The organism is Colidextribacter sp. OB.20, from assembly GCF_009911595.1.
Classification (GTDB): domain Bacteria; phylum Bacillota; class Clostridia; order Oscillospirales; family Oscillospiraceae; genus Lawsonibacter.
Genome location: NZ_QWKG01000022.1, coordinates 39,064 through 62,505, shown reverse-complemented (window position 1 = coordinate 62,505; position 23,442 = coordinate 39,064). Strand labels below are relative to the sequence as shown.

The window sequence follows — 23,442 nt, the reverse complement described above, 5'->3', positions numbered from 1 at the left end:
ATCTCTAAGCCTGTTGACCCAAAAGTGGACTAAGCAGATCCACTCTAAATCATCTGCAAATCTTATTATACGAGGCATATCCCCTATGGCAAAATTTCAGCTCCTCCCCGGCGAGACCCTCATCGGCGGGGGACATATGACCTACTGGCACGAAAGGTATAACTACAGCGGTAAAAGTGACTCTCTGTCCCCCCGTGTCCACCAGGTCTCGGAATCCACCAAAGTCTATGTCACCGACCAGCGGGTATTCTGCGCCCACTTCCCCACCGGGATGGAAAATTTTAACTGGCCGCTGGAGGAGCTGCGGGGCTATCAGCGGGGCACCCGCCTCAAGTTCCCCTCTGTGACCATCCTCACCCGGGACGGCGGGCAGTTTGAGTTCTGCTGTGTCCAGGCCAAACAGCTGGCCCAGTGGCTGAGGCAGGCCGGTCTGCCCGAGGTGGACATCGACTCTATTGTTCCTCCCATGACCCGGGAGGAAAAGGTCTGCCGCCTGCCAGGGCGGATCGCCTTCTATCTGCTGGCAATTTTGTCCCTCCTGGTGGTGTTCGCCCTGCCCACCAGCTGGGTCTATGACCTGGGCCTCAAGGCCGGCACAGAGCAGGGCCAGCGGCCCGGCGCGAGTGTGCAGACAGTCCAGACGCGGGAGGATATTCATGCCCTTATCCTGGCCAATGCCCCGGCCACCGTCTCTCCGGAGGGACTGATTCCCTGCCCCCTGGCCCGCCTGCGGGACGGGGAACAGTCCAACCGCCGCATCCACTACAGCCCGGGCCGCCGCTCCAGCCGGACCTTTCAGGGCTTTGATGACTACCGCGTCCTCCCCCGGGACCCCAACGTCCTGGACCGGCTCTGGCAGCTTCTGTGGGGCGGCACCTATAACAGCGGCTACTATCTGAAGCCCCTGGAGGACGGAACCTATCTGTGCGTCTACCTGGACGACTGCGCCTTTCTGTTCGGGGAGCCGGAGGAGCTGTACACCGGCAAGCTGCGCTCTGTGGACGCCCCAGAGGAGGCCCGGATGCTCCACGCCATGGAGGCGGCGGGGTACGACCTGGACACCAGCTTCATCCTGGATATGTACCGCCACGGAAAGGTGAATGAGTTCGCCGATATCGCAATGCGGGGCGGGCTCTGGCTTGCGGGGGTATTTCTGGTTTCCTTTGTGTCTGTCTCCATCACAGATCGAAAAAAACAGCCGGTCCAATAGGACCGGCTGTTTTTTTCCATTCTTTCCCTTAATAAGGCTTCTTAATGTCCCGGATCACGCTCACACAAAGGTCTCAAAGCCGGATTTCTTCCCGTCATCCGCCTGTTTGGGCTCCTCCACCGGGTTGGCCTTGGTGGTGGTGCGGGTGGTGCCGCCGGAGACGTACACATCCCCACATTCGGGACAAATATCGGTGTGGATGGTCACCGACTGGCTGACCACCTTCCGGTCCTCCCGCCGGGCCTTGGCCTGCTCCCGGACCACGTGCTCCTGCTCATGTCCCCGGACAGCGGCGGCGGCCTGCTCGGGCGCGATGTTGGTGGCCGTCTTGAAGGAGACGCCCGGGTCGTCGGAGCCGTCCTGATACTTGCGGTTCTTGCAGGTCTGGCACTCGGACTCCTCCATAACCTCCTGAGGGCTCTTGGCCTCCTCCTGGCCGGCCTTCAGCGGGTCGGCCTCCTCCTTCTCCCAGGGGAGCTTCACGCCGTTCTCGGCCTCCTTCCCCTTTAAGAGCTTCTCCAGCCCCTTGGACTGGTCCCAGCCCAGCAGCTTGTTCTCCAGCTCCTCCGCCTCGCCGTCCAGATGGCGGATGCGGGCCCGCACCGCCATCTCGGCGGGGTCGGCCCCCTCCCGCAGGGTGGGGAACTGAGACGCCTGCTCCTCCGGAACGGCCTGGGCCGCCCCGCGGTGGACCGGGGCCACCCTGCTCACCGGCTGGACCGGCGTGGTCTCAGCCCGGGAGACCGGGCTTACCGCCTCGGTGCCGGTGGGGTTTGCCCCTCTGGCATTTCTATTTTGATAGAGAGAATAGTAGCCGCTCATGCTGCTGTAGCTTCCAAAGGCTCCAATCGCCGACATTTGCGGTCACTCCTTTCTTAACAATGTTACAGTGTAATTATAATCCATCTTCTTTCCCGGCGCAATAGGTTCCTGAAAATTTTTCCCGGCGCCGGTGCGCTGCGGACCATGGTCAAAATGGGCGGAAAAAGAGGCCATCACAGAGAGGCAGCTGATTTTGGTCCGGCGCGGAATCGCACTTGTATTTTCCTCCAAAATATCGTATGATAGAGGCGGACATTTAGAAAACCTGACAGCCCCCTCCGGCGGGGCAAGCTTAGAAGCCGTACCAGTAGCCGAAGTATTCAGATTCGCGAGGCAAAATTGCCGGTGGCAAGGCGAAAAATCGCGGGAATACTTTGTGTATTTCAAGATTTTTCAACGGGGCTAGCGGCAATTTTGGCCGCAAAGCTGGGTGCTGAGGCTATTGGTACAGCTTCTTAATATAGAGGAGGCATCATCATGGAAAAGAAAATGCTGAAGGTCACCATAGACGGCGAGGTCCGTTCCTACCCCCAGGGGACGTCCTACCGCGCCATTGCGGCGGACTGCCAGCCGCGGTATTCCCACGATATCCTGCTGGTCAACCGGGACGGGAAGCTCTGTGAGCTGCACAAGCTCCTGGACCGTGACTGCTCCCTGAAAATGGTCACCGCCCAGGACAAGCCCGGCATCCAGACCTATGAGCGCAGCGCGGTCTTTCTGATGCTGAAGGCCTTTTACGATGTGGCTGGCCGGGAAAACGTGGAGCGGCTGAGCGTGGAGTACTCCCTGAGCAGCGCCCTGTTCTGCCTGGCCCGGGGCAGCTTCACCCTGGACCAGGACCTGCTGAACCGGGTGGAGGGGCGGATGCGGGAGCTGTCCGCCGCGGCCATCCCCATTGAGAAGCAGTCCATCAGCACCGACGACGCTGTGGAGCTCTTCCGCCAGGCCGGGCTGGTCCACAAGGCGGAGCTGTTCAATTTCCGGATCAACTCCCGGGTCAACGTCTACTCCCTGGACGGCTTTGTGGACTATTTCTACGGCTATATGGTGGCGGACACCAGCTATGTGAAGTGCTTCGGCCTGGAGCTGTTTGAAAACGGCTTCATCCTCCGCCTGCCCACCCAGAAGGACCCCGAACACCTGGGAGATTTCAAGCCCTCCCTGAAGGTATTCAAGGAGCTCTCCTCCTCCACCCTGCGCTCCCAGGCGCTGCGCGCCTCCAACGTGGCAGAGCTGAACACCGCCGTCTCCACCGGCGGAGCCACCCCCCTCATCCTGGCCCATGAGGCCATGATGGAGAAGAAAATCGGCGACATCGCCGCCGAGATCGCCTCCCGGAAGGAGGTCCGCTTTGTCATGATCGCCGGGCCCTCCTCCTCGGGCAAGACCACCTTCTCCCACCGGCTGTCCACCCAGCTGCGGGCCTGCGGCCTGCACCCCCATCCCATCGCCACCGACAACTACTTCGTGGACCGGGACAGGACCCCCCGGGACGAAAACGGCAACTATGACTTTGAGGGCCTGGGGGCCATGGATGTGGAGCAGTTCAACACCGACATGACCCGGCTGCTGAAGGGCGAGACGGTGGAGCTGCCCACCTTCAACTTCAAGAAGGGCATGCGGGAGTACAACGGGAATTTCCTCACTCTTGGGGAGGGTGACGTGCTGGTCATTGAGGGCATCCACTGCCTCAACGACCAGTTTACCCACTCCCTGCCCAAGGAGAGCAAATACAGAATCTATATCAGCTGCCTCACCACCCTGAACATCGACGACCACAACCGCATCCCCACCACCGACGCCCGCCTGCTGCGGCGCATCGAGCGGGACGCCCGCACCCGGGGCCACAGCGCCCAGGCCACCATCAAGATGTGGCCCTCGGTCCGCCGGGGAGAGGAGAACAACATCTTCCCCTTCCAGGACAGCGCCGACGTGATCTTCAACTCCGCCCTGATCTATGAGACCGCCCTGCTCAAGCCCTATGTCCAGCCCCTGCTCTTCGGCGTCCCCCGGGACAGCGAGGAGTATCTCGAGGCCAAGCGGCTGCTCAAGTTCCTGAACTACTTCCTTGCCATCCCCGCGGATGACGTCCCCAAGACCTCCCTCATGCGGGAGTTCATCGGCGGGGGCATCTACAACGTATGACCGGAGGAACGCTCCCATTATGGAAAAAGCCCTTGTCACCCGCCCCGCCCTCCCGCCCGGGCGGCGGATCATCGCCGTCAGCGACATCCACGGCAACCTCCCCTTCTTTCAGGCCCTGATGGAGCAGGTGGCACTCACTCCCGACGACATTCTGGTCCTGGTGGGCGATATGCTGGAGAAGGGCCGGGACAGCCTGCCCCTGCTGCGCCTGCTGATGGACATGTCCAAAACCCACACCCTCTACCCCCTGTGCGGCAACTGCGACGAGCTGGTCCTCAACTTCTTTGAGACCGACCGGATGGACGACCGCTTCTTCTCCTCCTATCTCCCCCGGCACCCGGAGTCCGCCCTCCGTCAGCTGGCCCGGGAGGGGGGCTTCGAGCAGCTGGACGACCTGCCCAGGCTGCGGGCCGACCTGCGGGCGGCCTTCCCGGAGGAGTGGGCCTGGCTCAAGGCTCTGCCCACCGTGCTGGAGACGGAGCACCTGGTCTTTGTCCACGGGGGTGTGCCCTCCCTGGAGGGGATGGAGGAGCTGGAGCGGTGGCGATGCATGAAGAACGACGACTTCCTCAGCCAGGGGCACAGCTTCCGAAAGTGGCTCATCGTAGGCCACTGGCCCGTCACCCTCTATGACGAGCACATCCCCTCCGCCGCCCCGATCTTCACCCGGGACCGGAGGATCATCTCCATCGACGGAGGCTGCGTGCTCAAGCTGGACGGCCAGCTCAACGCCCTGATGCTCCCCTCGGAGGACAGTGAGGACTTCTCCTGGACCTCCTGGGACGGCCTGCCCACCGCCGTCGCCCTGGACCCCCAGAAGCCCAACGCCTTCCCGCTGAACATCCGCTGGGGCCGTTCCGGCCTGGAGCTGCTGGCGGAGGGGGAGGAGCTGTCACTGTGCCGCCACCTGGAGACGGGCAAGACCCTGTATGTCCTCACCGAGTTCCTGCGCCGGGACGGGGACCGGCTGTGGTGCGAGGACTCCACCGACTACCGGCTGCCTGTTTCCCCCGGGGACCGGCTGGCGGTGGTGCGGCGGATTCACAACGGCGCGCTGTGTAAAAAGGACGGGGCCACCGGCTGGTACTTCGGCCGGCTGTCCAGCATCTGATTCAGGAGGAAAATTGTATGACCAATCTGGAAAAGATTCAGCTCTGTCAGGAGCTCGTGGACCAAATTCAGGCGGAAAGCCGGCGGCCCGTGTGCCGCCTCCACCTCAGCCGGGAGCCCTTCGGCGTGGCGGACAGCCATCTGGGCGGCACGCCCTACGTCCCCCATGACGGGCAGATCCCCACAGACGAGGACGGAAGCCAGCTCTGGCTGTGCGCTCAGATCAACTTTGCCCAGATGCCCCGGATGGAGGGCTTCCCAGAGTCGGGCATTTTACAGGTGTTTCTGTCCGACTGGGGCATTGACGATTTCGGCCTGTGCGGCGAGGACGACGGCGACGGCACGCCCCAGGACGACTGGAAGATCGCCTACTATCCGGAGGTGGACGGGACCGTCACTATGGAGGAGTGCGAGGCCAAGATGGCCGTCCCCTGGGCGGAGGCCAGCAAGAAGAACATGCCCCGCCCGCCCCACCAGTTCGATTTGCAGGACATTGAGAATGGGGACATTGACCTATGGCGCTGTCCGAACGTGCCCCTGAAAGTGGACTTCCTGCCTGTGGAGGTGGAGGGCGTGGGGAATGAGGAGTATCTCTTCGACGAGCTGTTTGCCGCCGCCCTGAAAGCCCGCCTGCCCGACGCCGACCCGCGGGAGTTCATGCCCCTGTACGCGGAGGCCCCCGAGGAGCGGGAGCCGGTGGACCGACTGGAGAAGCGGCTGGAGCGTGGCGGCTGTAAAATCGGCGGGCACCCCCGGTATTACCAGTCCGACCCCCGGGAAAACCCCTACCGGGGCATGACGGAGGAGTCGCTAAAAAAATACAACATCTCCCCGGAGGCGGTCCAAAAGGCCCTGGCCCGGACCGCCTGGGACATCCTCCTCTTCCAGCTGGACGACGATGACTGCGACTACCCGGCGGGGGACATCGGGGATATGGACCTGTACCTGGGCGGCTTTGGCTCGCTGAACCTGCTGATCCGGGCAGAGGATTTAAAAAACCGGGATTTCTCCCGGGTGCTGGCCCAGTGGGCGTGTACATAGAAACAGAAATCCCGCGGGTCAGGCCCGCGGGATTTTGCTCTTACTTTACGGCTTCCTTTGCCGCCTCCAGGTCATTGGCCACCGCCAGCAGCAGGGTCTCCCCCCGCACATCCACCAGAGCCTCCTCCAGCTTGGGAATCTCGGCGGGGCGGTAGTCGGTGTTGGCGTCGATCTGGCCCTGGACGTAGTCCTCCAGCGCCCCCTTGGCGGTCTTGGCCTTGTCCGCGCTGGTAAACACCAGCACCGCCCCCTCCTCGCAGGTGGCTCCGGCGGAGCGCTGGACGGCGCACTCCTTCAAATCCTCCCGGGCCAGGCCGTAGTCGGCCAGCTTATACAGGAGAAAGGCGGTGTCTGCGTCCAGCTCCTCCAGCTCCTCGGAGAAGGCGCCCGCCTCCGCCATGGCCGCCACATGAAAAGTTCCATACAGGGGCGGAGCATCGTTGTCTCCCTCTTTGGCGCAGGCAGTCAGGCCCAGCACCACAGTCAGGGCCAGCGCGGCCGCAATCAGTTTTTTCATGCTTGTCCACTCCCATCCTCCGGCGTCTGTTCCGGAGCAATACTCTCTACGACGGGCGGGCCGTCCGGGTACAGCACGTCAAAATCCACCGTATGGGTCTTGAGGTACTCCAGCCACTGCTTGCAGGCGTCCTTCACCAGATGGACCCCGTCCCGGCTGACCCCCTCGGGCAGCTCGCCGTTCTCATCCACAAACTCGCCGTACAGGTCCAGATAGACCACCTGTTTCTCCTCCGCCGCCCGCTTCATCAGGTCGTTGTACACCCGCAGGTGGTCGTTGGTCAGGTTGTACTTGTTGCCGTTGGCCTGCCTGATCTGCCCCTCGTTCAGGGGGATGAGGCCCTGTATGTAGATAACGGCGTTGGGCTGCACCGCCCTGATCTGGTCGATGGCGGCGCAGTAGCTCTCATAAAAGGCGTTGTCCTTATAGATGCCCAGCTCATTGACCCCCAGGGAGAGATAAACCTTGCCATACTCCTCCAGGGCCAGTGCCTCCAGCAGGGTGTATTTCTCTCCGCCGATGGTGAGGGCCTTCTTCTCCGCCAGCTTGAAGATAGACAGGCCGTTGGAGGTCAGGTTCTTGCCGGCGCCGATGCCGCTGTAGAGCATAAAGCCGTCGGTCCGGGAGTCGCCCACAAAGGCGGCGTCCTGAAAATAGCTGTTGTCCACCGTCTCGCCCTGGGGGGCGGGCTGGGAGAAATCGTAGGGCTCCGCCTCGGGCGGATCGGGAGGCGCCTCCTGGGACTGGCCGGCCGCCGGGCCGGAGACCGAACCGCTGGCGGAATCAGGGCTGAGGGCGGAGCCGCCCCCGCTGATCGAGCCGGAGCTGACGCTCCCATCCGTCCGCTGGACCATATTCCCCGCCGGGCTGTCCGGACCGGCGGCGGCAGGGCGGTGGGCCCAGGCCATCGCCGCAATCGCCGCCAGGACTACCGCGGCCGCAATCGCCAATATCAGAATGATCTGCCTGGAGTGGGCAGCATGTTTCCCCTTATAGCTGCCTGACATTCCAAAAACACCCCCATAACAGACTTGTATGCTGTCAAGCGCTGTCGAAATGGTTCCTATTCAGGATACCACACTTTTCTCAAAATTCAAGTGACAAAACCGTTACAATTTTGCCTGTTCCTGCCGCTCCTCACCCAGCACCACAGGGGGAGCAGATAGAGGTAAAAGGCCAGGGGCAGCACCTCGGCCCCCATCTCCATAGCGGCGAGGGGAACGCTGGAGGCGATAGCCCAGGGGACCAGCCCCGGCAGGTTGATGGAGGAGTTTCCAATATTCTCCGCCAGGTCCATGGCAGGCCGGTCCCGATACTCCTCCCCCATCAGCTGGGCGTTCATCACGATAGCCACCGTCTGGTTGCAGAACAAAGCGCTGCACCCCAGCGCGGCGGCGGCGTGGGCGGCAAACAGGCCAAACCGCCCGGCCAGCTGTCCGAACCGGCCGGTCACCGGGTCCAGCAGGCCGGTGCCGTTGAACATGCCGGAGTAGGCGCAGGACAAAATCACAATCACGCACACCGAGGCCATGGAGACAAGCCCGCCTCCGGACATCAGCTCCTCCAGATCGGGCCGGGCGGGGCGGTAGCCCAGGACACAGGCCCGGAGCAGCTCCGCCGGCGGGATGCGCTGAACCAGCAGGGCGCATCCGGCGGACAGAGCACAGCTGGCCGCGATGGCGGCCACAGCGCTCACCTTCAGCCAGGGCAGGAGCAGCAGCGCCAAGGCGGGCAGGGCGGCGGGCCAGGTGAGGACGAAGCCCTCCTCCAGAGAGGCCAGGATTCGGGCGTCCACCCCCTGGATGGGGTACAGCACGGACAGCACCCCGTACAGGACCAGGGTGAGTGCCAGCGGCACAGGGGTGGACCTCCACATCCGCATCTGGAAGCCGTGCTGATCCACGCCGGCCACCGCCGCCGTCAGGGCCGCGGAGGAGGAGGCCGGAGACAGCCGCTCTCCAAAATAGATGCCCGACATAATGGCCCCCGCCGTTACCGGCAGGCTGGCTCCGCCGCTGCGGGCGATGGTCATCAGGATGACCCCCGCCGTCCCCGCCACGCCGAAGCAGCTGCCGAAGGCCAGGCTGAACACGGCGGACAGCACAAAGGCCACCAGTACGAAGGTGGCGGGGGTGATGAACCGGGTGCCGCCCCAGACAAAAAAGGCCACCGTCCCCCCGGCCCGCCACAGGGCGGTGAGCAGGCCCAGCAGCAGCAGAATGCGCAACACCTTCAGGGAGGTGACCATCCCCCCCGCCGCCATCCTCATCAAAGCCGGGGCTGGCGTCCCCCGCCGGACTCCCACGGCGAAAAAACAGACAAAGCCCGCCCCCAGCGCCCAGCCCAGAGAGACCCCCTTCACCATACAGCCCGCCACACAGGCCAGAAATACCCCAAACGCCGCCAACAGCTCCATGCCTTATCCCCCATTTTCAGTCTATGGGGGATTGTACCATCTCCGCCCCGGTTTGTCACCTCTTTTTCGCCCCCTTCCCCCTTTTCTTTTTTTCCGCCCTGTGGTATACTATCATTGAGTTTGTATGTAAAGGCTGGGAATACGTTTGGACAACATCATCCTCACAGGAATGCCGGGCTCCGGCAAAAGCACCATTGGCGTCCTGCTGGCCAAGGCGCTGGGCATGGGCTTTTTGGACGTGGATCTCATTATCCAGGAGCGGGAGGGGGCCCTGCTCCAGGAGATCCTGGACCGGCGGGGGACCGCCGCCTTCCTGGACGTAGAGGAGCAGGCGGTACTCACGCTGGACTGCCGCCATACGGTGATTGCTCCGGGCGGCAGCGCCATGTGCCGGGAGGGGGCCGCCCGGCACCTCAGCGGCCTGGGGCCGGTGGTCTATCTGAACGTCCCCCTGGAGGAGCTGGAGCGGCGCATCCGGAATCTGTCCCAGCGGGGCATCGCCATGGAGCCGGGCCAGACCCTGGCCGACGTGCTGGCCCTCCGTGACCCCCTTTACCGCAAATATGCCGATCTGATTGTGGACTGCCCTCCGGGCCAGCCCCTGGACCAGACGGCCCAGCTGGTGCAGACCGCGCTGAAGGAGTGCGGCCTGCCCCGCTGAATCAACACCCCAGCCCGCAGGGAAAGGCGCGGGCCGCGCCGGACGGGCACGTCCGCCGCGAATGAAAAGAAGGAAGTTTTGAATGCAGTTTCGTGACCTGGGGCTGAACGCCCCCATCCTGAAAGCCCTGGAGGAGCAGGGCTACACCAAGCCGTCCCCCATTCAGGAGAAGGCCATTCCCCCCGCCCTCCAGGGGCGGGACGTGCTGGGCTGCGCCCAGACGGGCACGGGCAAGACCTGTGCCTTCGCCGCCCCCATTTTGCAGCGTCTGGAGGCGGTCAGCGCCTCCAAGCGGCCCATCCGGGCCCTCATCCTCACCCCCACCCGGGAGCTGGCTATCCAAATTGGTGAGAGCTTCGATGCCTATGGCAAATATCTCAAGCTGCGCCACACCGTCATCTTCGGCGGGGTGGGCCAGAACCCCCAGGTGGAGGCCCTGAAAAGGGGAGTTGACATCCTGGTGGCCACCCCGGGCCGGCTGATGGACCTCCACGATCAGGGCTTCATCTCCCTGGACGCCCTGGAGATCTTCGTTCTGGACGAGGCCGACCGGATGCTGGACATGGGCTTTATCCACGATGTGCGGAAAATTTTGAAGTGGCTGCCCCAGAAGAAGCAGACCCTGTTCTTCTCCGCCACTATGCCTCCGGAGATCACCGACCTGGTGAACTCCCTGCTGAAAAACCCCGTCAAGGTGGCGGTGGACCCCATCTCCTCCCCGGTGGAGGTGATCCGCCAATCCGTCTACCTGGTGGACAAGGGGAACAAAACCCATCTTCTGGCCCACCTGATGGAGCGCAAGCAGGTGAAAAACGCCCTGGTGTTCACCCGCACCAAGCACGGGGCCAACAAGGTGGCCCGGGACCTGGGGCGGCTGGGCATCTCCGCCGCTGCCATCCACGGCAACAAGAGTCAGACCGCCCGGCAGCAGGCCTTGAGCGACTTCAAGGCGGGCAGGCTCCGCTGTCTCGTAGCCACCGACATCGCCGCCCGGGGGCTGGACATCGAGGAGCTGTCCCACGTGTTCAACTACAACCTCCCCGAGGTTCCCGAGACCTATGTCCACCGCATCGGCCGCACCGGCCGGGCGGGCCGGGGGGGCGAGGCCATCGCCTTCTGCGACTTCGGGGAGAAGCCCCTCCTCAGGGACATCGAGAAGCTTATCGGCAAAAAGGTCCCCCTGGTGGAGGACCACCCCTACCCCATGCAGGTCTTTGAGGCCCCCAAGCGGGACAAAAACGGCAAAATCATCAATGAGGAGGACCAGGAGGCCCGTCAGGCCGCCAAGGAGCTGCGCCGGGCCCGGGAGGAGGCCAGGCGCCTGGCCGGGCAGGCGGTCCAGGTCAAACAAAGGACCGCTCCGCCTGAGCAGGCCGTCCCGGCGGAGCCCAAGAAGAAGCGCCGTCGGAAGAAGAAAACCGGGGCTCTCCCGGAGGAGGTCATCCTCCGCCCCGCCGCCCCCGCGGAGGAAGAGGAAGACGCCTTCGACTATCTGCCCACTCCCCCCTCCGCACCTAAACGGGGCGTCCGCCCCGGCACCCTGATGGACACCGGCGACGCCATGCCCAACACCGAGTTCCACCGCCCCAGCCCCCTGGACAGCGACGTCATCATGGACGCCACCGCCCGGCTGCTGGCCCCCAGGCGGCCCGTTCCGGAAGCGCCCCCGAAGAAGCAGCAGGCCGCGCCGAAAAAGACAAGGCAGCCCAAGCCCGCCAAGGCGGAGCAGCCCCAAAAGACAAAACCCCAAAAGGCGGCCAAGGTCAAGGCGGAGTCCCCAAAGAAGGCCGCGCCCGCCCTTCAGCCCTCCAAAAAGAAGGCGTCCTCCAGGCCCCCCCGCCGGGACCGCCGGACGCCCCCCGAGCCCCCCAGGAAGAACCAGCCCAAGGACTCTACCGAGCAGGCCAGTCTGATGAAGCCCTATTATCTGGACATTGGAAGATAAAAGAAAGGAGGCCGAAAGTCATGACCGAAGCTGAGCGGCAGGATACCCGGAAAGCAATGGCGCTCGACCTGTGCCACATCGTCGATGAAAACCCTGCACAGCAGACCTACACGGCGGAAGAGGTTAAGAAGCTTATTACCGTATACGTTTTCTCTACAGGTTAGAAATAGGAGGAATCGGGGCCGAAGAGCCGGCCCCATCTCAAAAGGATACGATTATAGATATGGAGGAGATCATCATGGATTATCAAGCCCTTTACCAGCAGAAGCTCACCACCCCCGAGCAGGCCGTCAAGGCCGTCAAGTCGGGCGACTGGGTGGACTACGGCTGGTGCACCAACCACCCTGTGGCCCTGGACCGCGCTCTGGCCGCCCGGAAGGACGAGCTCACCGACGTAAAGGTCCGGGGCGGCGTCACCATGTGGATGCCTGAGATTGCCAAGGCTGACGACGCCGGGGACCACTTCACCTGGCACTCCTGGCACTGCTCCGGCGTGGACCGGAAGATTATCTCCAAGGGGATGGGCTTCTTCTCCCCTATGCGGTACTCCGAGCTGCCCCGGTTCTATCGGGAAAACGTGTCGGTGGATGTGGCTATGATCCAGGTCACCCCCATGGACAGCCACGGCAACTTCAGCTACGCCCTGGCCGCCTCCCACCTGGCCGACATGCTGGACCGGGCCAAGGTCATCATCCTGGAGGTCAACCAGAACCTGCCCTGGGTCTATGGCCTCACCGGCTGTGAGATCAACATCGCCGATGTGGACTATGTTGTCGAGGGCGACAACCCCGCCGTGGCCCAGCTGGGCGGGGGCGGAGAGCCCACCGACGTGGACCGGGCGGTGGCCAAACTGATCGTGGAGCAGATCCCCAACGGGGCCTGCCTCCAGCTGGGCATCGGCGGAATGCCCAACACCGTGGGCTCCATGATCGCCCAGTCCGATCTGAAGGATTTGGGCGTCCACACCGAGATGTATGTGGACGGCTTTGTGGACATGGCCCTGGCGGGCAAGCTCACCGGGCGGAACAAGGCCCTGGATAAGGGCCGGCAGGTTTACGCCTTCGCCGCCGGCACCCAGAAGCTCTATGACTATGTGAACCGCAACCCCGCCGTCATGGCCGCCCCTGTGGACTACACCAACGACGTGCGGGTGCTGGCCCAGCTGGACAACTTCATCTCCATCAACAACGCCATCGACATGGACCTCTTCGGTCAGGTGAACGCCGAGTCCGCCGGTTTGAAGCACATCTCCGGCACCGGCGGCCAGCTGGACTTCGTCATGGGCGCTTACCTGTCCAAGGGCGGCAAGAGCTTTATCTGCATGTCCTCCACCGTCACCGGCAAGGACGGCTCCCTCAAGAGCCGCATCGTCCCCACCCTCACCCCCGGTTCCATCGCCACCGACCCCCGGTCCTGCGTGCAGTACATCGTCACCGAATACGGTATGGTCAACCTGAAGGGCCTGTCCACCTGGGAGCGGGCCGAGGCCCTCATCGGCATCGCCCACCCCGACTTCCGGGAGCAGCTCATCCAGGACGCCGAGAAAATGCACATCTGGAGAAGGAGCAATAAGTAAATTATTCGTCCTTGCTTGCAGGGAGGCCATATGGACAACAAAAGCTTCAAAGCCGCAATGAAAAAGCTTTTCCCCAAAACCGAGCCGCAGTCTCAGGCGCTTGGTCCCCTGCCCGAGGATGACTTCGGCAGGACAGAGTTTACATACGCAATTCTCCTTCACCAGACCCAGGACGCACTGGAATTGCTGAAGCATTACGACAACGTAAATCACAAGGATCACGCGGGGTGCTCCGACCTGTTTTTTGCCACTCAAGCGTGTGAGGTTGAGGTCCTGCGGGAGCTCCTAAAGCGGGGAGCAGACGTCAAACTCGATGGTCGCAGCTTGCTCTGCTCCGCCATGTACGCCGCCCAGACCCACTCCTACGACCGGGCCTTTGAAATGGTCAAGCTGCTTTTAGACGCAGGCGCAGACCCGGATGAACGGGACGGGGAGGTCCGCCCCAGTGCCCGGCAGAACGCCAAGTATCTTGCTCCGGGGCCTATTGCTGATTATCTAAAAAATTGGTCCAAATAGAAGGAAAATCCCGGCCGCAAGGCCGGGATTTTATTCTGGTTTCGTTAAAAATTACTGCGGGAATAACGGACTGTTACCACAATAACCTGATTTTCAACCTCATCAATTCGATAAATGGCGGTATAATTTCCCACCATCAGTTCTCGATATCCCCGATTGCCATAGGCCCCTCTTCTCCGCTCCGGGCAGCGATAGGGCATTGAGCCCAGTGAGAGAATCTGCGCCTCAATTTTCTCTACCAGGGATATGGCGGTCTCCGGTTCCAGCAGAGCTTTTGCAATGTAGGCATAGATTCCATCCAAATCCCGCCGCGCACGTCCCAACAGCTTAACGCTGTACTGTTCCAAGGTGTTTCCTCCTCAGTGATGTCAACATCTCTTTCGCGTCAAAAAGCTGCCCATCACGCTCAAATTCCGCCTCAGCCTCGGCAATGGCCGCGTCTGTTTCGGCAATTCCGACCATGCTGTCATAGGTTTCCATGCTCATGACCACCAGGTCTCCATAGCCGTTTTTTGTAATAAAAATCGGCTCTGAGCACGCATGACAAATCTCTGAAATTTCATTGGTATTACGCAGATCTGTAATCGGTCTGATTTGCGGCATTCCGGCACCCCCTTCTTGTACATTATTATAACATTATTCTGTACAATAATTCAAGTGGAATTTTCTTGCTCAGCACTGTCAGCTGAAATTTTCTGATACCAGCTCCCACTGAAAATTCTCCAGCTTGAGCCTGCTTCCCACGGTGACGCCCTCAGGGAGCAGGAACATAGTAATGGAGTGCTCCTGGCCGCCGTCCGTGACTAAATCAGCATAATCGCCGTTGATGGAGCGGACCGTGTAAAAGATGGTGTCCAATAAAATTCCCTCCTCCGGGCCGGACAAAAGTCCGGTTTATGGGACTTCTCCTCTTGTATACTGTGATTACAATACAAGAAAGGAGCAAGACGCTATGGAGTATAACATTGTATGGGTAAGAGGACATGTAGAGGTCTACGACTGGGCGGGGCGGTTTTGCTTCTCCGCTGACAACGAGCGGGAGGCCCAGGAGGAGCTGGCGGCCGCCGCCGCATAAAATATGTGGACCCGAGGCGGGTACGGACAGGCCGTGCCCGCCTCCTTTTATGCCTGCTTTGCCAATCCCTCCAGGCTCTGACCCTTCAGCGCCCGCTCCAGCAGCTCAGGCAGCCGCTCCGGGGCGCAGGCGAAGCAGGGGATGTCCATCGCGGCAATGCGCTGGGCGGTCTGGGCGTCGTAGTAGGGCTTTCCCCCGTCGGCGATGGCCAGCAGGACAATCACCGTCACCCCCGAGTCCTTCATCTCCTCCAGCCGCCGGAGCAGGCCCGCCCGGTTGCCCCCCTCCTCCAGGTCAGAGATGAGGAAGAACAGGGTCTTGGCCGGAACCTCCACCAGGCTTTGGCAGTAGGCGATGGACTTGGCAATGTCAGTGCCGCCCCCCATCTGAAAGCCGAAGAGCAGGTCCACCGGATCGGCGCACAGGGGGGTCAGGTCCATAATCTGGGTGTCGAAGGCCACCACATGGGTGTTTACGGCGGACATGGAGGCCAGAATACAGGCCATCACCGAGGAGTAGAGGATGGACTGGCCCATGGAACCGCTCTGGTCAATGTCCAAAATCACGTTCCAGCGGTTGACCCGGCTGGCCCGGTCGAAGAACCACACCCGCTCTGGAATAATTGTCCCCAGCTCCTGGTTATAATTCTTCAAATTTCTCCGAATCGTATAGGGAAAGTCCAGGGCGGAGGCGGAGGGCAGCGGGGAGTGGGCCCGGCGGTTCAGGGCGGCGGTCACCGCCCGGCGCACGTCGCTCTCCAGCATTTTGTTAATCGTCTCTACAATCCTCCGGATAAAGGCCCGGGCCGACTCCTTGGACTTCTTTGGAATCTGGTCCTTGAGCATCAGCAGGGTGGAGGCCATGTTCAGGTCGGGCTCCAGCCCCTCCAGCAGTTCGGGCTCCAGGAGGAGCTGCTTCAGGCCCTTGCGCTCAATGGCGTCGTTCTGCACCACCGCCACCGTCTCCGGATCAAAGAGGGACCGCAGGTCCCCCAGCCACTTGGAGATGTGGGGGGAGGAGGGTCCCTTCCCCCCGCCCCCGCCGGAGCCGCCGAAGCTCTCCCCCGGTCCGCCGTAGATGGCCCCCAGGGCGGAGTCCATCAGCAGCTCCTCCTGGGACAGGGACATGCCCCCCATCCCGGAGAAAGACTCCTGGGTCTCCGACCCCAAAATCAGCCGCCAACGGGAGAGCTGTTCCTGTTGCGACATAGAATCACCTCGCAATGTTGTCTGTAGGGGCGGATATCATCCGCCCGTTCCCCTTTTTGCCCTGCGGGCGGATATTATCCGCCCTTACACATGGCCGTTACGTAGGGCGCGACGACTCGGCGCGCCTCTCTACCGGGGCAGATTCGCCGAAACAGCGGGCCGCCGGGTCGTCGGCCCCTACGCAGGGAATCCTCTGCCTGGATTCGCGGGCGCACAATGTGCGCCCCTACAAGCGTTCCCTCTAAATATCGTCAAAGTCGAAGTCGGACAGGCTGTTTAAAATCTCCTGTTCGGCTTCTGTCGTGTCGTTCATCAGCACCTCCGCTGCCTGCTGGGGTGTCACTCCCCAGATTTCCCCCAGGTTTTCGGCAATGTCGTTCTTCTCCTTGGGGGAGAAGCCGGCGAAGGCCCGGCGGAGGAACACCAGCGCCCGGCGGAAGGTCTCGTCGTCCAGGGTGCTGAGGTAGCCGTCCAGCTGCCGCCACAGGGACAGCCGGGCAATGAGGGCGTAGCGGTTCTTTCCCGCAAGCCCCTCAAACCACCCCGCCCCCAGGTCGGCGGGCACGCCGGGGGACAGCCGCCGGGCCACCTCCCGGGCGAGGAGCTCCTCGTCCGCCTTTCCCCGCTCCAGCAAAATGGCCATAGCGAAGCCGGAGCATCGGGTGTTCAGGTCGTCCCGGTCGGAAATTTCTTCCAGCAGTGAGAGCCAGCGGTCCTCCTCCAGGAAGTCGTGGCTGAGCTGGAGGGCATTGATCTGATCCATGGCCTTCGTCACCGCCGGGGCGGCCTTGACGTCGCAGACGCAGGCCCCCGCCAGAGTGAGGCAGGCCCGCAGGTATAATTGCTTTACAAGGGGGATCACCGGCTCCGGGTCAAACCGCCGCAGGTCGCCGTAGCGCACCACCAGGCTGAGCCGGGAGGCGGTGTCCGCCACGTCGGCAATGGCGGCCGCGTCCACCCCCAGCCCCTGCAAGACGGACAGAGCGTGCCTGGCGGCAGAGGGCATCCCGCACAGAAAGGCGTCCTGAAAAATCGCGGCGGCCTGGCCGATAGAGGTGCTGCTGTCCGCCTGCTCCTTCAGAGCAAAGGCCGCCGCCCCCTGGATGGTGTCACCCATAAGGGCGGATTCCACAATCTCAATCTCCGCCTCCGGGGTCCAGCGCAGCTCCCAGTACTCCCCCCAGCTGGCCCCCTCCTGCCGGGAGGGGAGGAGGGCGGCGAAGTGGACCCCCAGCACCCGCAGGCGGTGGAGGAAGAAGGACCGGCGCAGATCGCCCAAAGCGGCCGCCTCCGACTTGACATTCAGCTTCTCCCGCAGATCCAGGTCCAGCCGCTGGAGCTCAGCCGTGCGGAATTTCTCCAGCCGCAGCTCCTTCAGCTGGCGGTAGAAGTCCTCCTGCACGCTGGTGCGGGCCACCCCCTGGGGGAGGAAGCCGATTTTTTTGCCAATCTCGGTGTCCGCCGCCGCCAAAGCCAGCTCGGAGAACTGCCCGTGGCCCATGGCGGTGACCGAGGCGTCCCGAAGGTCGGCCAGAGCGGGATACCGGCTCCCCCGCATGGCCGCCAGGGTGTCCGCCAGGCGGACCGCCTCGATGACCTCGGCGGAGGACACCAGGTTCCCCGCCTTTCGGTGGGCGGCGGCCAGCCGGGTGAGGTAGCGGTAGGGGACCTCCTCCAGCCCCCTGGCGTTGAGGGAATCCCACAGCAGCTCGAAGTAGGCCGGGGCCCTGTTCCCCGCCCCGTAGCCTGACCGGGTGGACAGGCGGTAGTAGGAGTAGGGCATCAGGGTGGCGGTGGTGTCCGCCCGGGGGAGGGAGGCCTCCTCCCCGTCGGTCATGGGGGCGTTCTCCTCCAGTCCCGCCACATGGAAGGCCCCGCAGACGCAGAAAATCTTTTCCGGGGAAATGCCGGCGTCCACAGCCTGGCAGATCACCCGCTTCATGTAGGCCTCCCGGACCACCGTTTCCGCCCTGTCCCGGGGTCCGTCCTCCTCCGCCGCCCGCAGCTCCCGGCCAAAGGCGTTGGCGGCAGCCTGATAGTCCTCCGCCTGCTCGAAGTTCCGCTCCCAGAAGGTGTCGTGGTCCTCCCCGGTGAGGGTCTCCAGGCGCTTGTAGACCGATTCGGTGGTTTGGGCGGGGTCCTCTGTGTAGGGGTGGATATCATCCGCCCGTTCCCCGGCGCTCCCGGTGGTATCCTGCGGGCGGATATTATCCGCCCCTACAGGCGCGTCGGAGTCCTTCTTCTGCGGCGCGCCGGGGTCGTCGCGCCCTACAGACATTTCCTCCGCCTCCCGGAACGCCAGAAACACTGACGAGGGCAGGTCCATGAACCGGCACTCCACCCCGTGCTCATAGGCCCACAAAATGGCCTGTGTCTCCGGGGAGTAGACGGCGAAGGGCCACAGCACGGTACGCACCGGCGGCGTTTTGGTGTAGGCCAGGATGGCGGCTGGAAATTTTGTCTCAGGGTGGCACAGCCACTCCATCTGGCCGTTCAAGTCGCTGGGGCCCTCCACCAGCACCAGCTCCGGCCTGGCCGCGTCCAGGGCCTCTCTCAGGCGGTGCGCCGCCGCCGGGGACAGGTGGCGCACTCCGAAAAATGTTGGATGACTCATTTTCCGTTCAGCTCCCGGCAGGCCCGGTAGAGGGGCAGCCAGGCGGAGCCCCGCTTCTTCATCACATTCTCCAGATACTCCTTCCAGGAAATTTTGTCCTTGTCCTCATCCTTCACCACCGCCCCCTGGAGGGCGGCGGCCAGATCACCCGGAGCGATGGAGCCGTCTCCGAAGCTGCCGGCCAGGGCCATGGAGTTGGCCAGCAGGGAGATGGCCTCGGCGGTGGACAGCACCCCGGAGGTAGTTTTCAGCTTCTGCTTGCCGTCCAGGGTGACCCCTCCTCTCAGCTCCCGGAAGATGGTGACCACCTTCTCCACCGTATCCAGCTCCGGCTGGCGGGCGTTCAGGTCCAGGCCGGCGGACAGCTGGGCCACCCGGGTCTGGACAATGTCCATCTCGGTCTGCATGTCGGCGGGGGTGGGCAGAACCACGATGTTGAACCGGCGCTTCAGGGCGGCGGACATGTCGTTTACCCCCTTGTCCCGGGTGTTGGCGGTGGCAATCACCGAAAAACCCTTTTGGGCGGGCACCTCCAGCCCCAGCTCGGGGACGGACAGCCGCTTTTCCGACAGAATAGAGATCAGGGCGTCCTGGACCTCGCTGGCACAGCGGGAGATCTCCTCAATGCGGGCCACGGAGCCCGTCTCCATGGCCCGGTAGACGGGGCTCTTTACCATGGCCTCGGGGCAGGGGCCCTTGGCGATGAGCATGGCGTAGTTCCAGGAGTAGCGGATCTGTTCCTCGGTGGTGCCCGCCGTCCCCTGAACGACTTTTGTGGAGTCGCCGTTGACGGCGGCGGCCAGGTGCTCGCTGAGCCAGGACTTTGCCGTGCCCGGCTCGCCGATGAGGAGGAGGGCGCGGTCAGTCACCAGGGTGGCGATGGCAATCTCCACCAGCCGCCTGTTGCCCATGTACTTGGGGGTGATGTCCACCCCCTTGACCGTGGCGCCGCCCTCAATATAGGTAAGCACCGACCTGGGGGACATCCGCCAGCCGGTGGGGATGGGGTCGGTCTCCGCCGAAATGAGGGCGTCAATCTCCCGCTGGAAAAGCTCCTCCGCCGGGAGGCGCTGTACATTTTTCTCTGCCATTGTCGTTCACTCCTCTATTCGTTTTCCCATTGGGCGATGACCTGCTTGATTTGGGCGTCGGGCCATCTCCCGTACTGGGCCTTGAGCCTTTTCGCTCCCACCAGGTCATTGACCGCCCTGAGCTGAGCCGCCTTTTCCTTCCCAGGGACAGGCAGCTCGTTCAACATCGTCTGAATGGAGTAGTATGAAACCTCCCCCTGGGCCTGGGCGTATTTGACAACGAACCCGTCCCAGTCCTTCCAGCCGCATTGGGTCAGCGCATGGACATATTGCATAAAGCCGCCGGAATTTTTGCCGCGTGTGGCCCGGAGATAGAGGTATTTCCCCACCTTGTCCATCACCGGATGCTCCATGGGCCGCAGGAGGTTCATCAGCGCGGCATCCAGCCCGCCCAGCTCCATGAGCAGCTCGAACCACACCGGGTCCAGCTCCTGGGTGAGCACCGGATGCTTCTCATGGTCGAAAAAGGTCTTGATATTGTTGGCCGGGTCGTTGGCGTAGATCCTGTATTCATAACGGCTATTGTTCCAGCACAGGCCCCACAGCACATCCTGGAGAATGACTCTGGTGTCTGAGTCCTTTCTGCCGAACAGCTTGAACTTGGGCCGCAGCAGCTCCTCCGCTCTCTGTCCCGCCGCCGCGCTGTCCTGGGTGAGCAGGGCGGCGCACAGGGCGGGGGCAATCCACCCGCCGCCGTGGGCTTCGGCCAGCTCCCCGGCCAGGGCGCACAGGCCGCTGTCCCGGGTTAACTGGATGGAGCGCATCAGGGTGAAGGGCATGGCGGCGCTGAAATACCGCTGGGAGTCGGGGTCGGTGGTGGCGCCCCTGCAATAGAAGCGCATGGGCTCTGTCTTTGCTCTGCCGTTCTCCTCATAGGCGTAGTCCCGGTCCAGGGCGGCGCCCAGATTGGCGGCAGCCCGGAAGGCATCACAGACCTTGGACCCGGTCTTGCACTTCATAGCGGTGCGCAGGCGGCCCAGCAGGCCGAAGGCCTTGGCGTCCAGCGGCATATTGGGATTCTCCCTGACCCGCTCCGCCATCTGGAGGAACCACCCGGCGGTCAGGTCGGTGGCCGTCCCGGCGGAGGACTGCCGCATGGCCTCCAGCGCTCCCCCCAGGTCCTTCTGCGCCAGGGCCTCCCAATACGCCCGGGACTCCTCCGTCTCCATCCGGGCCAGGGCAAACCGGGCGGCCCGCTGGCACTCCTTTTTCTCCGTCTGGCACAGACCGGCGAGTATCTGGGCGTTGGCGGGGTCGTGCCGCAGGGCAAAAATCAGCGCCTGCCGCACCGGCTTCTTCGCCTGGGAAAGCTGCTCCAGATACCAGTCGTTTTCCGCCGCCCCGGCAGTCTCCTCCATCACCTGGACCCGCCGGGCCATAGCCTTGCCCCCAGCGGGGTCAAAGCCCTCCTTCAAAACAGGGACGGCAGCGGGGCCGGAGCTTCGCAGAATCCTCCCATTCTGGTCGGCAATCTCCCCATAGCTGTCCCCCAAGCCGGCCACCAGGGCGGGCAGAACCCGGAAATCGGCAAAGAGCTCGGGGTGGTTGTCCCAGGCGGACTTGATGGTCTCCATCCGCCCGCCGCCAGTGGTGGTGAGAGCGGTGAGCAGGGGCTGTAGCTGGGCACAGGACGCCTGCCGATAGGAGCCGCCGCCCACGGGGAGAGGGGTAAGCCTACCCTCCAGCCCAACGGAGCCCTGGGTGTAGACCACCGCATCCACCAGTGCCAGGGTGTCCAGAAGCAGGCCGGACCGCGCCTCGGCAGGGGCGGACAGCAGCTTCGTCAGCCCGCCGTCGATCTTCGCGAACACCGGGCTCGCCCCGGCCAGAGGCTTTAAGCCCTCCGCCGCCCGCTGAAGGCGGAAGTCCTCGCCCAGCAGGCCGGTGCCGGCAATGGCAGCGGCTTCCAGCCGCTCCTTTACATCATAAAGAGGCTGTAAATTCATATCAGAATCCTCCGTTATCCATTTCAAAACAGCAGCCGGATGATCTCCTCCGGCATGACCACGCTGTACGGGTGCAGGCAGAGGGAGCGGTCCCTCTCGTCATAGAACGCCAACCCGAACAGGGCGCTGCCCGCCGGAACCTCCCTCGGGAACATGGCCAGCCGGGAGGTGCAGGCGTGGTCCGCCCCGTCTTCAGGCCGGTCCCGCAGAATGATCCGCTCTCCGGCGGGGTCCTCCAGCACAAAGCTCTCCCCCACTCTGCCCAGCTGTCCAACAGGCACCAGCACCGCCAAAAACTTGGGCGCCAGGGTGTTTTTGATGGTCCCCTTGGTCAGCTTCACCGCCGCTGCCAGGCTGGGCTGGGCCAGCCCAGGCAGAGCGGCCCGCTCCTCCGCCGTCAGGGGCCGGGTGGAGGCGCTGTCCCAGCGCACCCGCCGGTCCCCCTCCCCAGGGTAGATGTACAGAGCGGGAATCTCCAGCAGGTCGAAGCGGCTGTCGTCCCCCTTCACATATTTCAGCGCCTTCATGGGGCGCAGGTTCCTGGTCTGGAAGATGCCCCCGCCGTCCAGGTCGATCCACCAGCCCCGCTCCACATACTCCTTCCTGGCCTGGTCAAAAGAGACGTCGAAGGACAGCTGAACCAGCCGGGCATTCTCTTTGAAAGAGCCGATGGCCCGCAGGTCCTCCAGCTTCCACACCCCTCCCAGGGCCTCAAAGAGGACGGAGTCCTCCGGAGAGAAGCTGCCCGCCTCCAGCTTGTTCTGGAGGAACACCCGGGATTTCTTGATGGTGGAGCGCAGGGCCACTAAAATCCGCAGTGCCTCGGCATAGGCTTCTTCCGCCCGGTCCGGCTCCTTCTGGACGGTGCGCACCGCCAGGGCGATGCGGGTAAAGGCGGTCTGGGGTCCGGTGAGGTAGCAGCTGCCCAGATCCTTAGCCAGCTTGTCGAAGGTCTGGGCTGTGGTCCCGCCCAGCGACCCCAGGCCGGAGGAGAGCAGGTCGTTCACCATCTTCTCCGCCATGTCCAGCCCCTCCAGCTGCTTGGCCAGCTTTTTCTTCTGGGCGGCGGCGTTGGGCTTTTTGGGCTTGGGGGCCTCTCCCTCCCCGGCCTCCCTCCTGGCCGCCCGGACCGCCTGTTTGGCCCGCTTGTCCGCGATGTCCTGGGGGATGTCCGCCACCGCAAAATCCCTGCCGGACAGCTGCTCAAACAGCAGCCCCAGGGCGTGCTTGCAGGGGAATTGCCGGCTGGGGCAGGAGCAGCGGCACACCGGCGCATCAGGAACGGTCCAGTCCACCGATACCCGGTAGGGCGTTTTGCCGCTGCCGGCGCAGTCCGCCCAGTACAGAGTGCGGTCCTCCGTGCGGTGAAGGGCAGAGAAGCTCCCCTTTTTGGACAGCTTCCGCCCATTCTCCGCCGCCGCAGGGTTGGGGGCTTGAAGCAGAATGAATTGCTCGGTCAGTTCCATGGTAAAACTCCCTTCCAGGTATTTGTCTGTCAAGAAAATTATACATATATACAAGGAAAAAGGCAATCCCATTCTTGGGCCGC

General features: G+C 63.2%; 22 protein-coding genes. 10 read left to right on the top strand and 12 right to left on the bottom strand.

The features are described 5' to 3' along the window. Positions 1-85 precede the first annotated feature (85 nt). A complete protein-coding gene (locus D1641_RS07340) occupies positions 86-1,210 on the top strand; it encodes a hypothetical protein (RefSeq protein WP_160664198.1) in 1,125 nt (374 codons plus the stop codon). A gap of 60 nt (positions 1,211-1,270) precedes the next feature. On the opposite strand, the gene D1641_RS07335 is transcribed toward D1641_RS07340, so the two are convergent. Further along, entirely contained in the window at positions 1,271-2,068 is a 798-nt protein-coding gene (locus tag D1641_RS07335; protein WP_160664196.1) for a hypothetical protein, read from the bottom strand. Positions 2,069-2,509: 441 nt separating this feature from the next. Here D1641_RS07335 and D1641_RS07330 point away from each other — a divergent pair, with 441 nt between their 5' ends. Genes D1641_RS07330 through D1641_RS07320 form a run of 3 tightly spaced genes read left to right on the top strand, consistent with a single transcriptional unit; the run spans position 2,510 to position 6,328 of the window. Next, positions 2,510-4,177, top strand: a complete 1,668-nt coding sequence (locus tag D1641_RS07330; protein ID WP_347707397.1) for a nucleoside kinase — start codon at positions 2,510-2,512, stop codon at positions 4,175-4,177. Between the two features lie 19 nt (positions 4,178-4,196). Beyond that, a complete protein-coding gene (locus D1641_RS07325) occupies positions 4,197-5,288 on the top strand; it encodes a metallophosphoesterase (RefSeq protein ID WP_160664194.1) in 1,092 nt (363 codons plus the stop codon). 17 nt (positions 5,289-5,305) lie between these two features. Continuing rightward, entirely contained in the window at positions 5,306-6,328 is a 1,023-nt protein-coding gene (locus D1641_RS07320) for a YwqG family protein (RefSeq protein ID WP_160664192.1), read from the top strand. 40 nt (positions 6,329-6,368) lie between these two features. On the opposite strand, the gene D1641_RS07315 is transcribed toward D1641_RS07320, so the two are convergent. The 3 genes from D1641_RS07315 to D1641_RS07305 all read right to left on the bottom strand — a co-directional run bounded on the left by D1641_RS07315 (position 6,369) and on the right by D1641_RS07305 (position 9,261). Further along, positions 6,369-6,845 carry a DUF4358 domain-containing protein gene (locus D1641_RS07315; RefSeq protein WP_160664190.1) on the bottom strand — a complete coding sequence of 159 codons (477 nt, stop codon included), beginning with the start codon at positions 6,843-6,845 and terminating at the stop codon, positions 6,369-6,371. Then, positions 6,842-7,852 carry a GDSL-type esterase/lipase family protein gene (locus tag D1641_RS07310; RefSeq protein ID WP_160664188.1) on the bottom strand — a complete coding sequence of 337 codons (1,011 nt, stop codon included), beginning with the start codon at positions 7,850-7,852 and terminating at the stop codon, positions 6,842-6,844. Before D1641_RS07310 ends, D1641_RS07315 begins: the two co-directional genes overlap by 4 nt. A gap of 86 nt (positions 7,853-7,938) precedes the next feature. Beyond that, entirely contained in the window at positions 7,939-9,261 is a 1,323-nt protein-coding gene (locus D1641_RS07305) for a Na+/H+ antiporter NhaC family protein (RefSeq protein WP_160664186.1), read from the bottom strand. Positions 9,262-9,406: 145 nt separating this feature from the next. On the opposite strand from D1641_RS07305, the gene D1641_RS07300 reads away from it, so the two are divergent. The 5 genes from D1641_RS07300 (at position 9,407) to D1641_RS07280 (ending at position 13,959) form a co-directional block, all read left to right on the top strand. Further along, positions 9,407-9,922 carry a shikimate kinase gene (locus tag D1641_RS07300; protein WP_160664184.1) on the top strand — a complete coding sequence of 172 codons (516 nt, stop codon included), beginning with the start codon at positions 9,407-9,409 and terminating at the stop codon, positions 9,920-9,922. Positions 9,923-10,004: 82 nt separating this feature from the next. After that, positions 10,005-11,867 carry a DEAD/DEAH box helicase gene (locus D1641_RS07295; protein WP_160664182.1) on the top strand — a complete coding sequence of 621 codons (1,863 nt, stop codon included), beginning with the start codon at positions 10,005-10,007 and terminating at the stop codon, positions 11,865-11,867. Positions 11,868-11,887: 20 nt separating this feature from the next. Then, entirely contained in the window at positions 11,888-12,031 is a 144-nt protein-coding gene (locus D1641_RS07290; protein ID WP_160664180.1) for a hypothetical protein, read from the top strand. A gap of 74 nt (positions 12,032-12,105) precedes the next feature. Continuing rightward, positions 12,106-13,443, top strand: a complete 1,338-nt coding sequence (locus D1641_RS07285) for a butyryl-CoA:acetate CoA-transferase (RefSeq protein ID WP_160664178.1) — start codon at positions 12,106-12,108, stop codon at positions 13,441-13,443. A 30-nt stretch (positions 13,444-13,473) separates the two neighbouring features. After that, on the top strand, positions 13,474-13,959 hold the full coding sequence (locus D1641_RS07280) for an ankyrin repeat domain-containing protein (RefSeq protein ID WP_160664176.1): 486 nt from the start codon (positions 13,474-13,476) through the stop codon (positions 13,957-13,959). A 44-nt stretch (positions 13,960-14,003) separates the two neighbouring features. Here D1641_RS07280 and D1641_RS07275 read toward each other — a convergent pair whose 3' ends face one another. The 3 genes from D1641_RS07275 to D1641_RS19135 form a co-directional block, all read right to left on the bottom strand. After that, the gene (locus D1641_RS07275; RefSeq protein WP_160664174.1) at positions 14,004-14,306 is read right to left on the bottom strand and encodes a type II toxin-antitoxin system RelE/ParE family toxin; all 303 of its coding nucleotides are present in this window, start codon (positions 14,304-14,306) and stop codon (positions 14,004-14,006) included. Continuing rightward, positions 14,287-14,562, bottom strand: coding sequence for a type II toxin-antitoxin system Phd/YefM family antitoxin (locus D1641_RS07270; RefSeq protein ID WP_160664172.1), 276 nt, complete (start codon positions 14,560-14,562; stop codon positions 14,287-14,289). The genes D1641_RS07275 and D1641_RS07270 overlap by 20 nt, the downstream gene beginning before the upstream one ends. A gap of 78 nt (positions 14,563-14,640) precedes the next feature. Further along, positions 14,641-14,817 carry a hypothetical protein gene (locus D1641_RS19135; protein ID WP_201757280.1) on the bottom strand — a complete coding sequence of 59 codons (177 nt, stop codon included), beginning with the start codon at positions 14,815-14,817 and terminating at the stop codon, positions 14,641-14,643. A gap of 94 nt (positions 14,818-14,911) precedes the next feature. Here D1641_RS19135 and D1641_RS19680 point away from each other — a divergent pair, with 94 nt between their 5' ends. Then, positions 14,912-15,034, top strand: coding sequence for a hypothetical protein (locus D1641_RS19680; RefSeq protein WP_279285662.1), 123 nt, complete (start codon positions 14,912-14,914; stop codon positions 15,032-15,034). A gap of 47 nt (positions 15,035-15,081) precedes the next feature. Here D1641_RS19680 and D1641_RS07265 read toward each other — a convergent pair whose 3' ends face one another. The 5 genes from D1641_RS07265 to D1641_RS07245 form a co-directional block, all read right to left on the bottom strand. Next, complete coding sequence (locus tag D1641_RS07265) at positions 15,082-16,242, bottom strand: VWA domain-containing protein (RefSeq protein WP_160664170.1); 1,161 nt, start codon at positions 16,240-16,242, stop codon at positions 15,082-15,084. Between the two features lie 241 nt (positions 16,243-16,483). Then, positions 16,484-18,856 carry a DUF5682 family protein gene (locus D1641_RS07260; RefSeq protein ID WP_160664168.1) on the bottom strand — a complete coding sequence of 791 codons (2,373 nt, stop codon included), beginning with the start codon at positions 18,854-18,856 and terminating at the stop codon, positions 16,484-16,486. After that, positions 18,853-19,947: an AAA family ATPase gene (locus D1641_RS07255; RefSeq protein ID WP_160664166.1), complete on the bottom strand. Its 1,095-nt coding sequence runs from the start codon at positions 19,945-19,947 to the stop codon at positions 18,853-18,855. The genes D1641_RS07260 and D1641_RS07255 overlap by 4 nt, the downstream gene beginning before the upstream one ends. A gap of 14 nt (positions 19,948-19,961) precedes the next feature. Further along, on the bottom strand, positions 19,962-21,893 hold the full coding sequence (locus tag D1641_RS07250) for a hypothetical protein (protein WP_160664164.1): 1,932 nt from the start codon (positions 21,891-21,893) through the stop codon (positions 19,962-19,964). Between the two features lie 23 nt (positions 21,894-21,916). Continuing rightward, positions 21,917-23,359, bottom strand: a complete 1,443-nt coding sequence (locus D1641_RS07245; RefSeq protein WP_160664162.1) for an SWIM zinc finger family protein — start codon at positions 23,357-23,359, stop codon at positions 21,917-21,919. Between the last annotated feature and the right edge of the window lie 83 nt (positions 23,360-23,442).

Excerpts from the sequence above, each read along its gene's own strand:
- D1641_RS07340 (WP_160664198.1), top strand. The coding sequence starts at position 86 with ATGGCAAAATTTCAGCTCCTCCCCGGCGAGACCCTCATCGGCGGGGGA.
- D1641_RS07335 (WP_160664196.1), bottom strand. The coding sequence starts at position 2,068 with ATGTCGGCGATTGGAGCCTTTGGAAGCTACAGCAGCATGAGCGGCTAC.
- D1641_RS07330 (WP_347707397.1), top strand. The coding sequence starts at position 2,510 with ATGGAAAAGAAAATGCTGAAGGTCACCATAGACGGCGAGGTCCGTTCC.
- D1641_RS07325 (WP_160664194.1), top strand. The coding sequence starts at position 4,197 with ATGGAAAAAGCCCTTGTCACCCGCCCCGCCCTCCCGCCCGGGCGGCGG.
- D1641_RS07320 (WP_160664192.1), top strand. The coding sequence starts at position 5,306 with ATGACCAATCTGGAAAAGATTCAGCTCTGTCAGGAGCTCGTGGACCAA.
- D1641_RS07315 (WP_160664190.1), bottom strand. The coding sequence starts at position 6,845 with ATGAAAAAACTGATTGCGGCCGCGCTGGCCCTGACTGTGGTGCTGGGC.
- D1641_RS07310 (WP_160664188.1), bottom strand. The coding sequence starts at position 7,852 with ATGTCAGGCAGCTATAAGGGGAAACATGCTGCCCACTCCAGGCAGATC.
- D1641_RS07305 (WP_160664186.1), bottom strand. The coding sequence starts at position 9,261 with ATGGAGCTGTTGGCGGCGTTTGGGGTATTTCTGGCCTGTGTGGCGGGC.
- D1641_RS07295 (WP_160664182.1), top strand. The coding sequence starts at position 10,005 with ATGCAGTTTCGTGACCTGGGGCTGAACGCCCCCATCCTGAAAGCCCTG.
- D1641_RS07290 (WP_160664180.1), top strand. The coding sequence starts at position 11,888 with ATGACCGAAGCTGAGCGGCAGGATACCCGGAAAGCAATGGCGCTCGAC.
- D1641_RS07285 (WP_160664178.1), top strand. The coding sequence starts at position 12,106 with ATGGATTATCAAGCCCTTTACCAGCAGAAGCTCACCACCCCCGAGCAG.
- D1641_RS07280 (WP_160664176.1), top strand. The coding sequence starts at position 13,474 with ATGGACAACAAAAGCTTCAAAGCCGCAATGAAAAAGCTTTTCCCCAAA.
- D1641_RS07270 (WP_160664172.1), bottom strand. The coding sequence starts at position 14,562 with ATGCCGCAAATCAGACCGATTACAGATCTGCGTAATACCAATGAAATT.
- D1641_RS19680 (WP_279285662.1), top strand. The coding sequence starts at position 14,912 with ATGGAGTATAACATTGTATGGGTAAGAGGACATGTAGAGGTCTACGAC.
- D1641_RS07265 (WP_160664170.1), bottom strand. The coding sequence starts at position 16,242 with ATGTCGCAACAGGAACAGCTCTCCCGTTGGCGGCTGATTTTGGGGTCG.
- D1641_RS07260 (WP_160664168.1), bottom strand. The coding sequence starts at position 18,856 with ATGAGTCATCCAACATTTTTCGGAGTGCGCCACCTGTCCCCGGCGGCG.
- D1641_RS07255 (WP_160664166.1), bottom strand. The coding sequence starts at position 19,947 with ATGGCAGAGAAAAATGTACAGCGCCTCCCGGCGGAGGAGCTTTTCCAG.
- D1641_RS07250 (WP_160664164.1), bottom strand. The coding sequence starts at position 21,893 with ATGAATTTACAGCCTCTTTATGATGTAAAGGAGCGGCTGGAAGCCGCT.
- D1641_RS07245 (WP_160664162.1), bottom strand. The coding sequence starts at position 23,359 with ATGGAACTGACCGAGCAATTCATTCTGCTTCAAGCCCCCAACCCTGCG.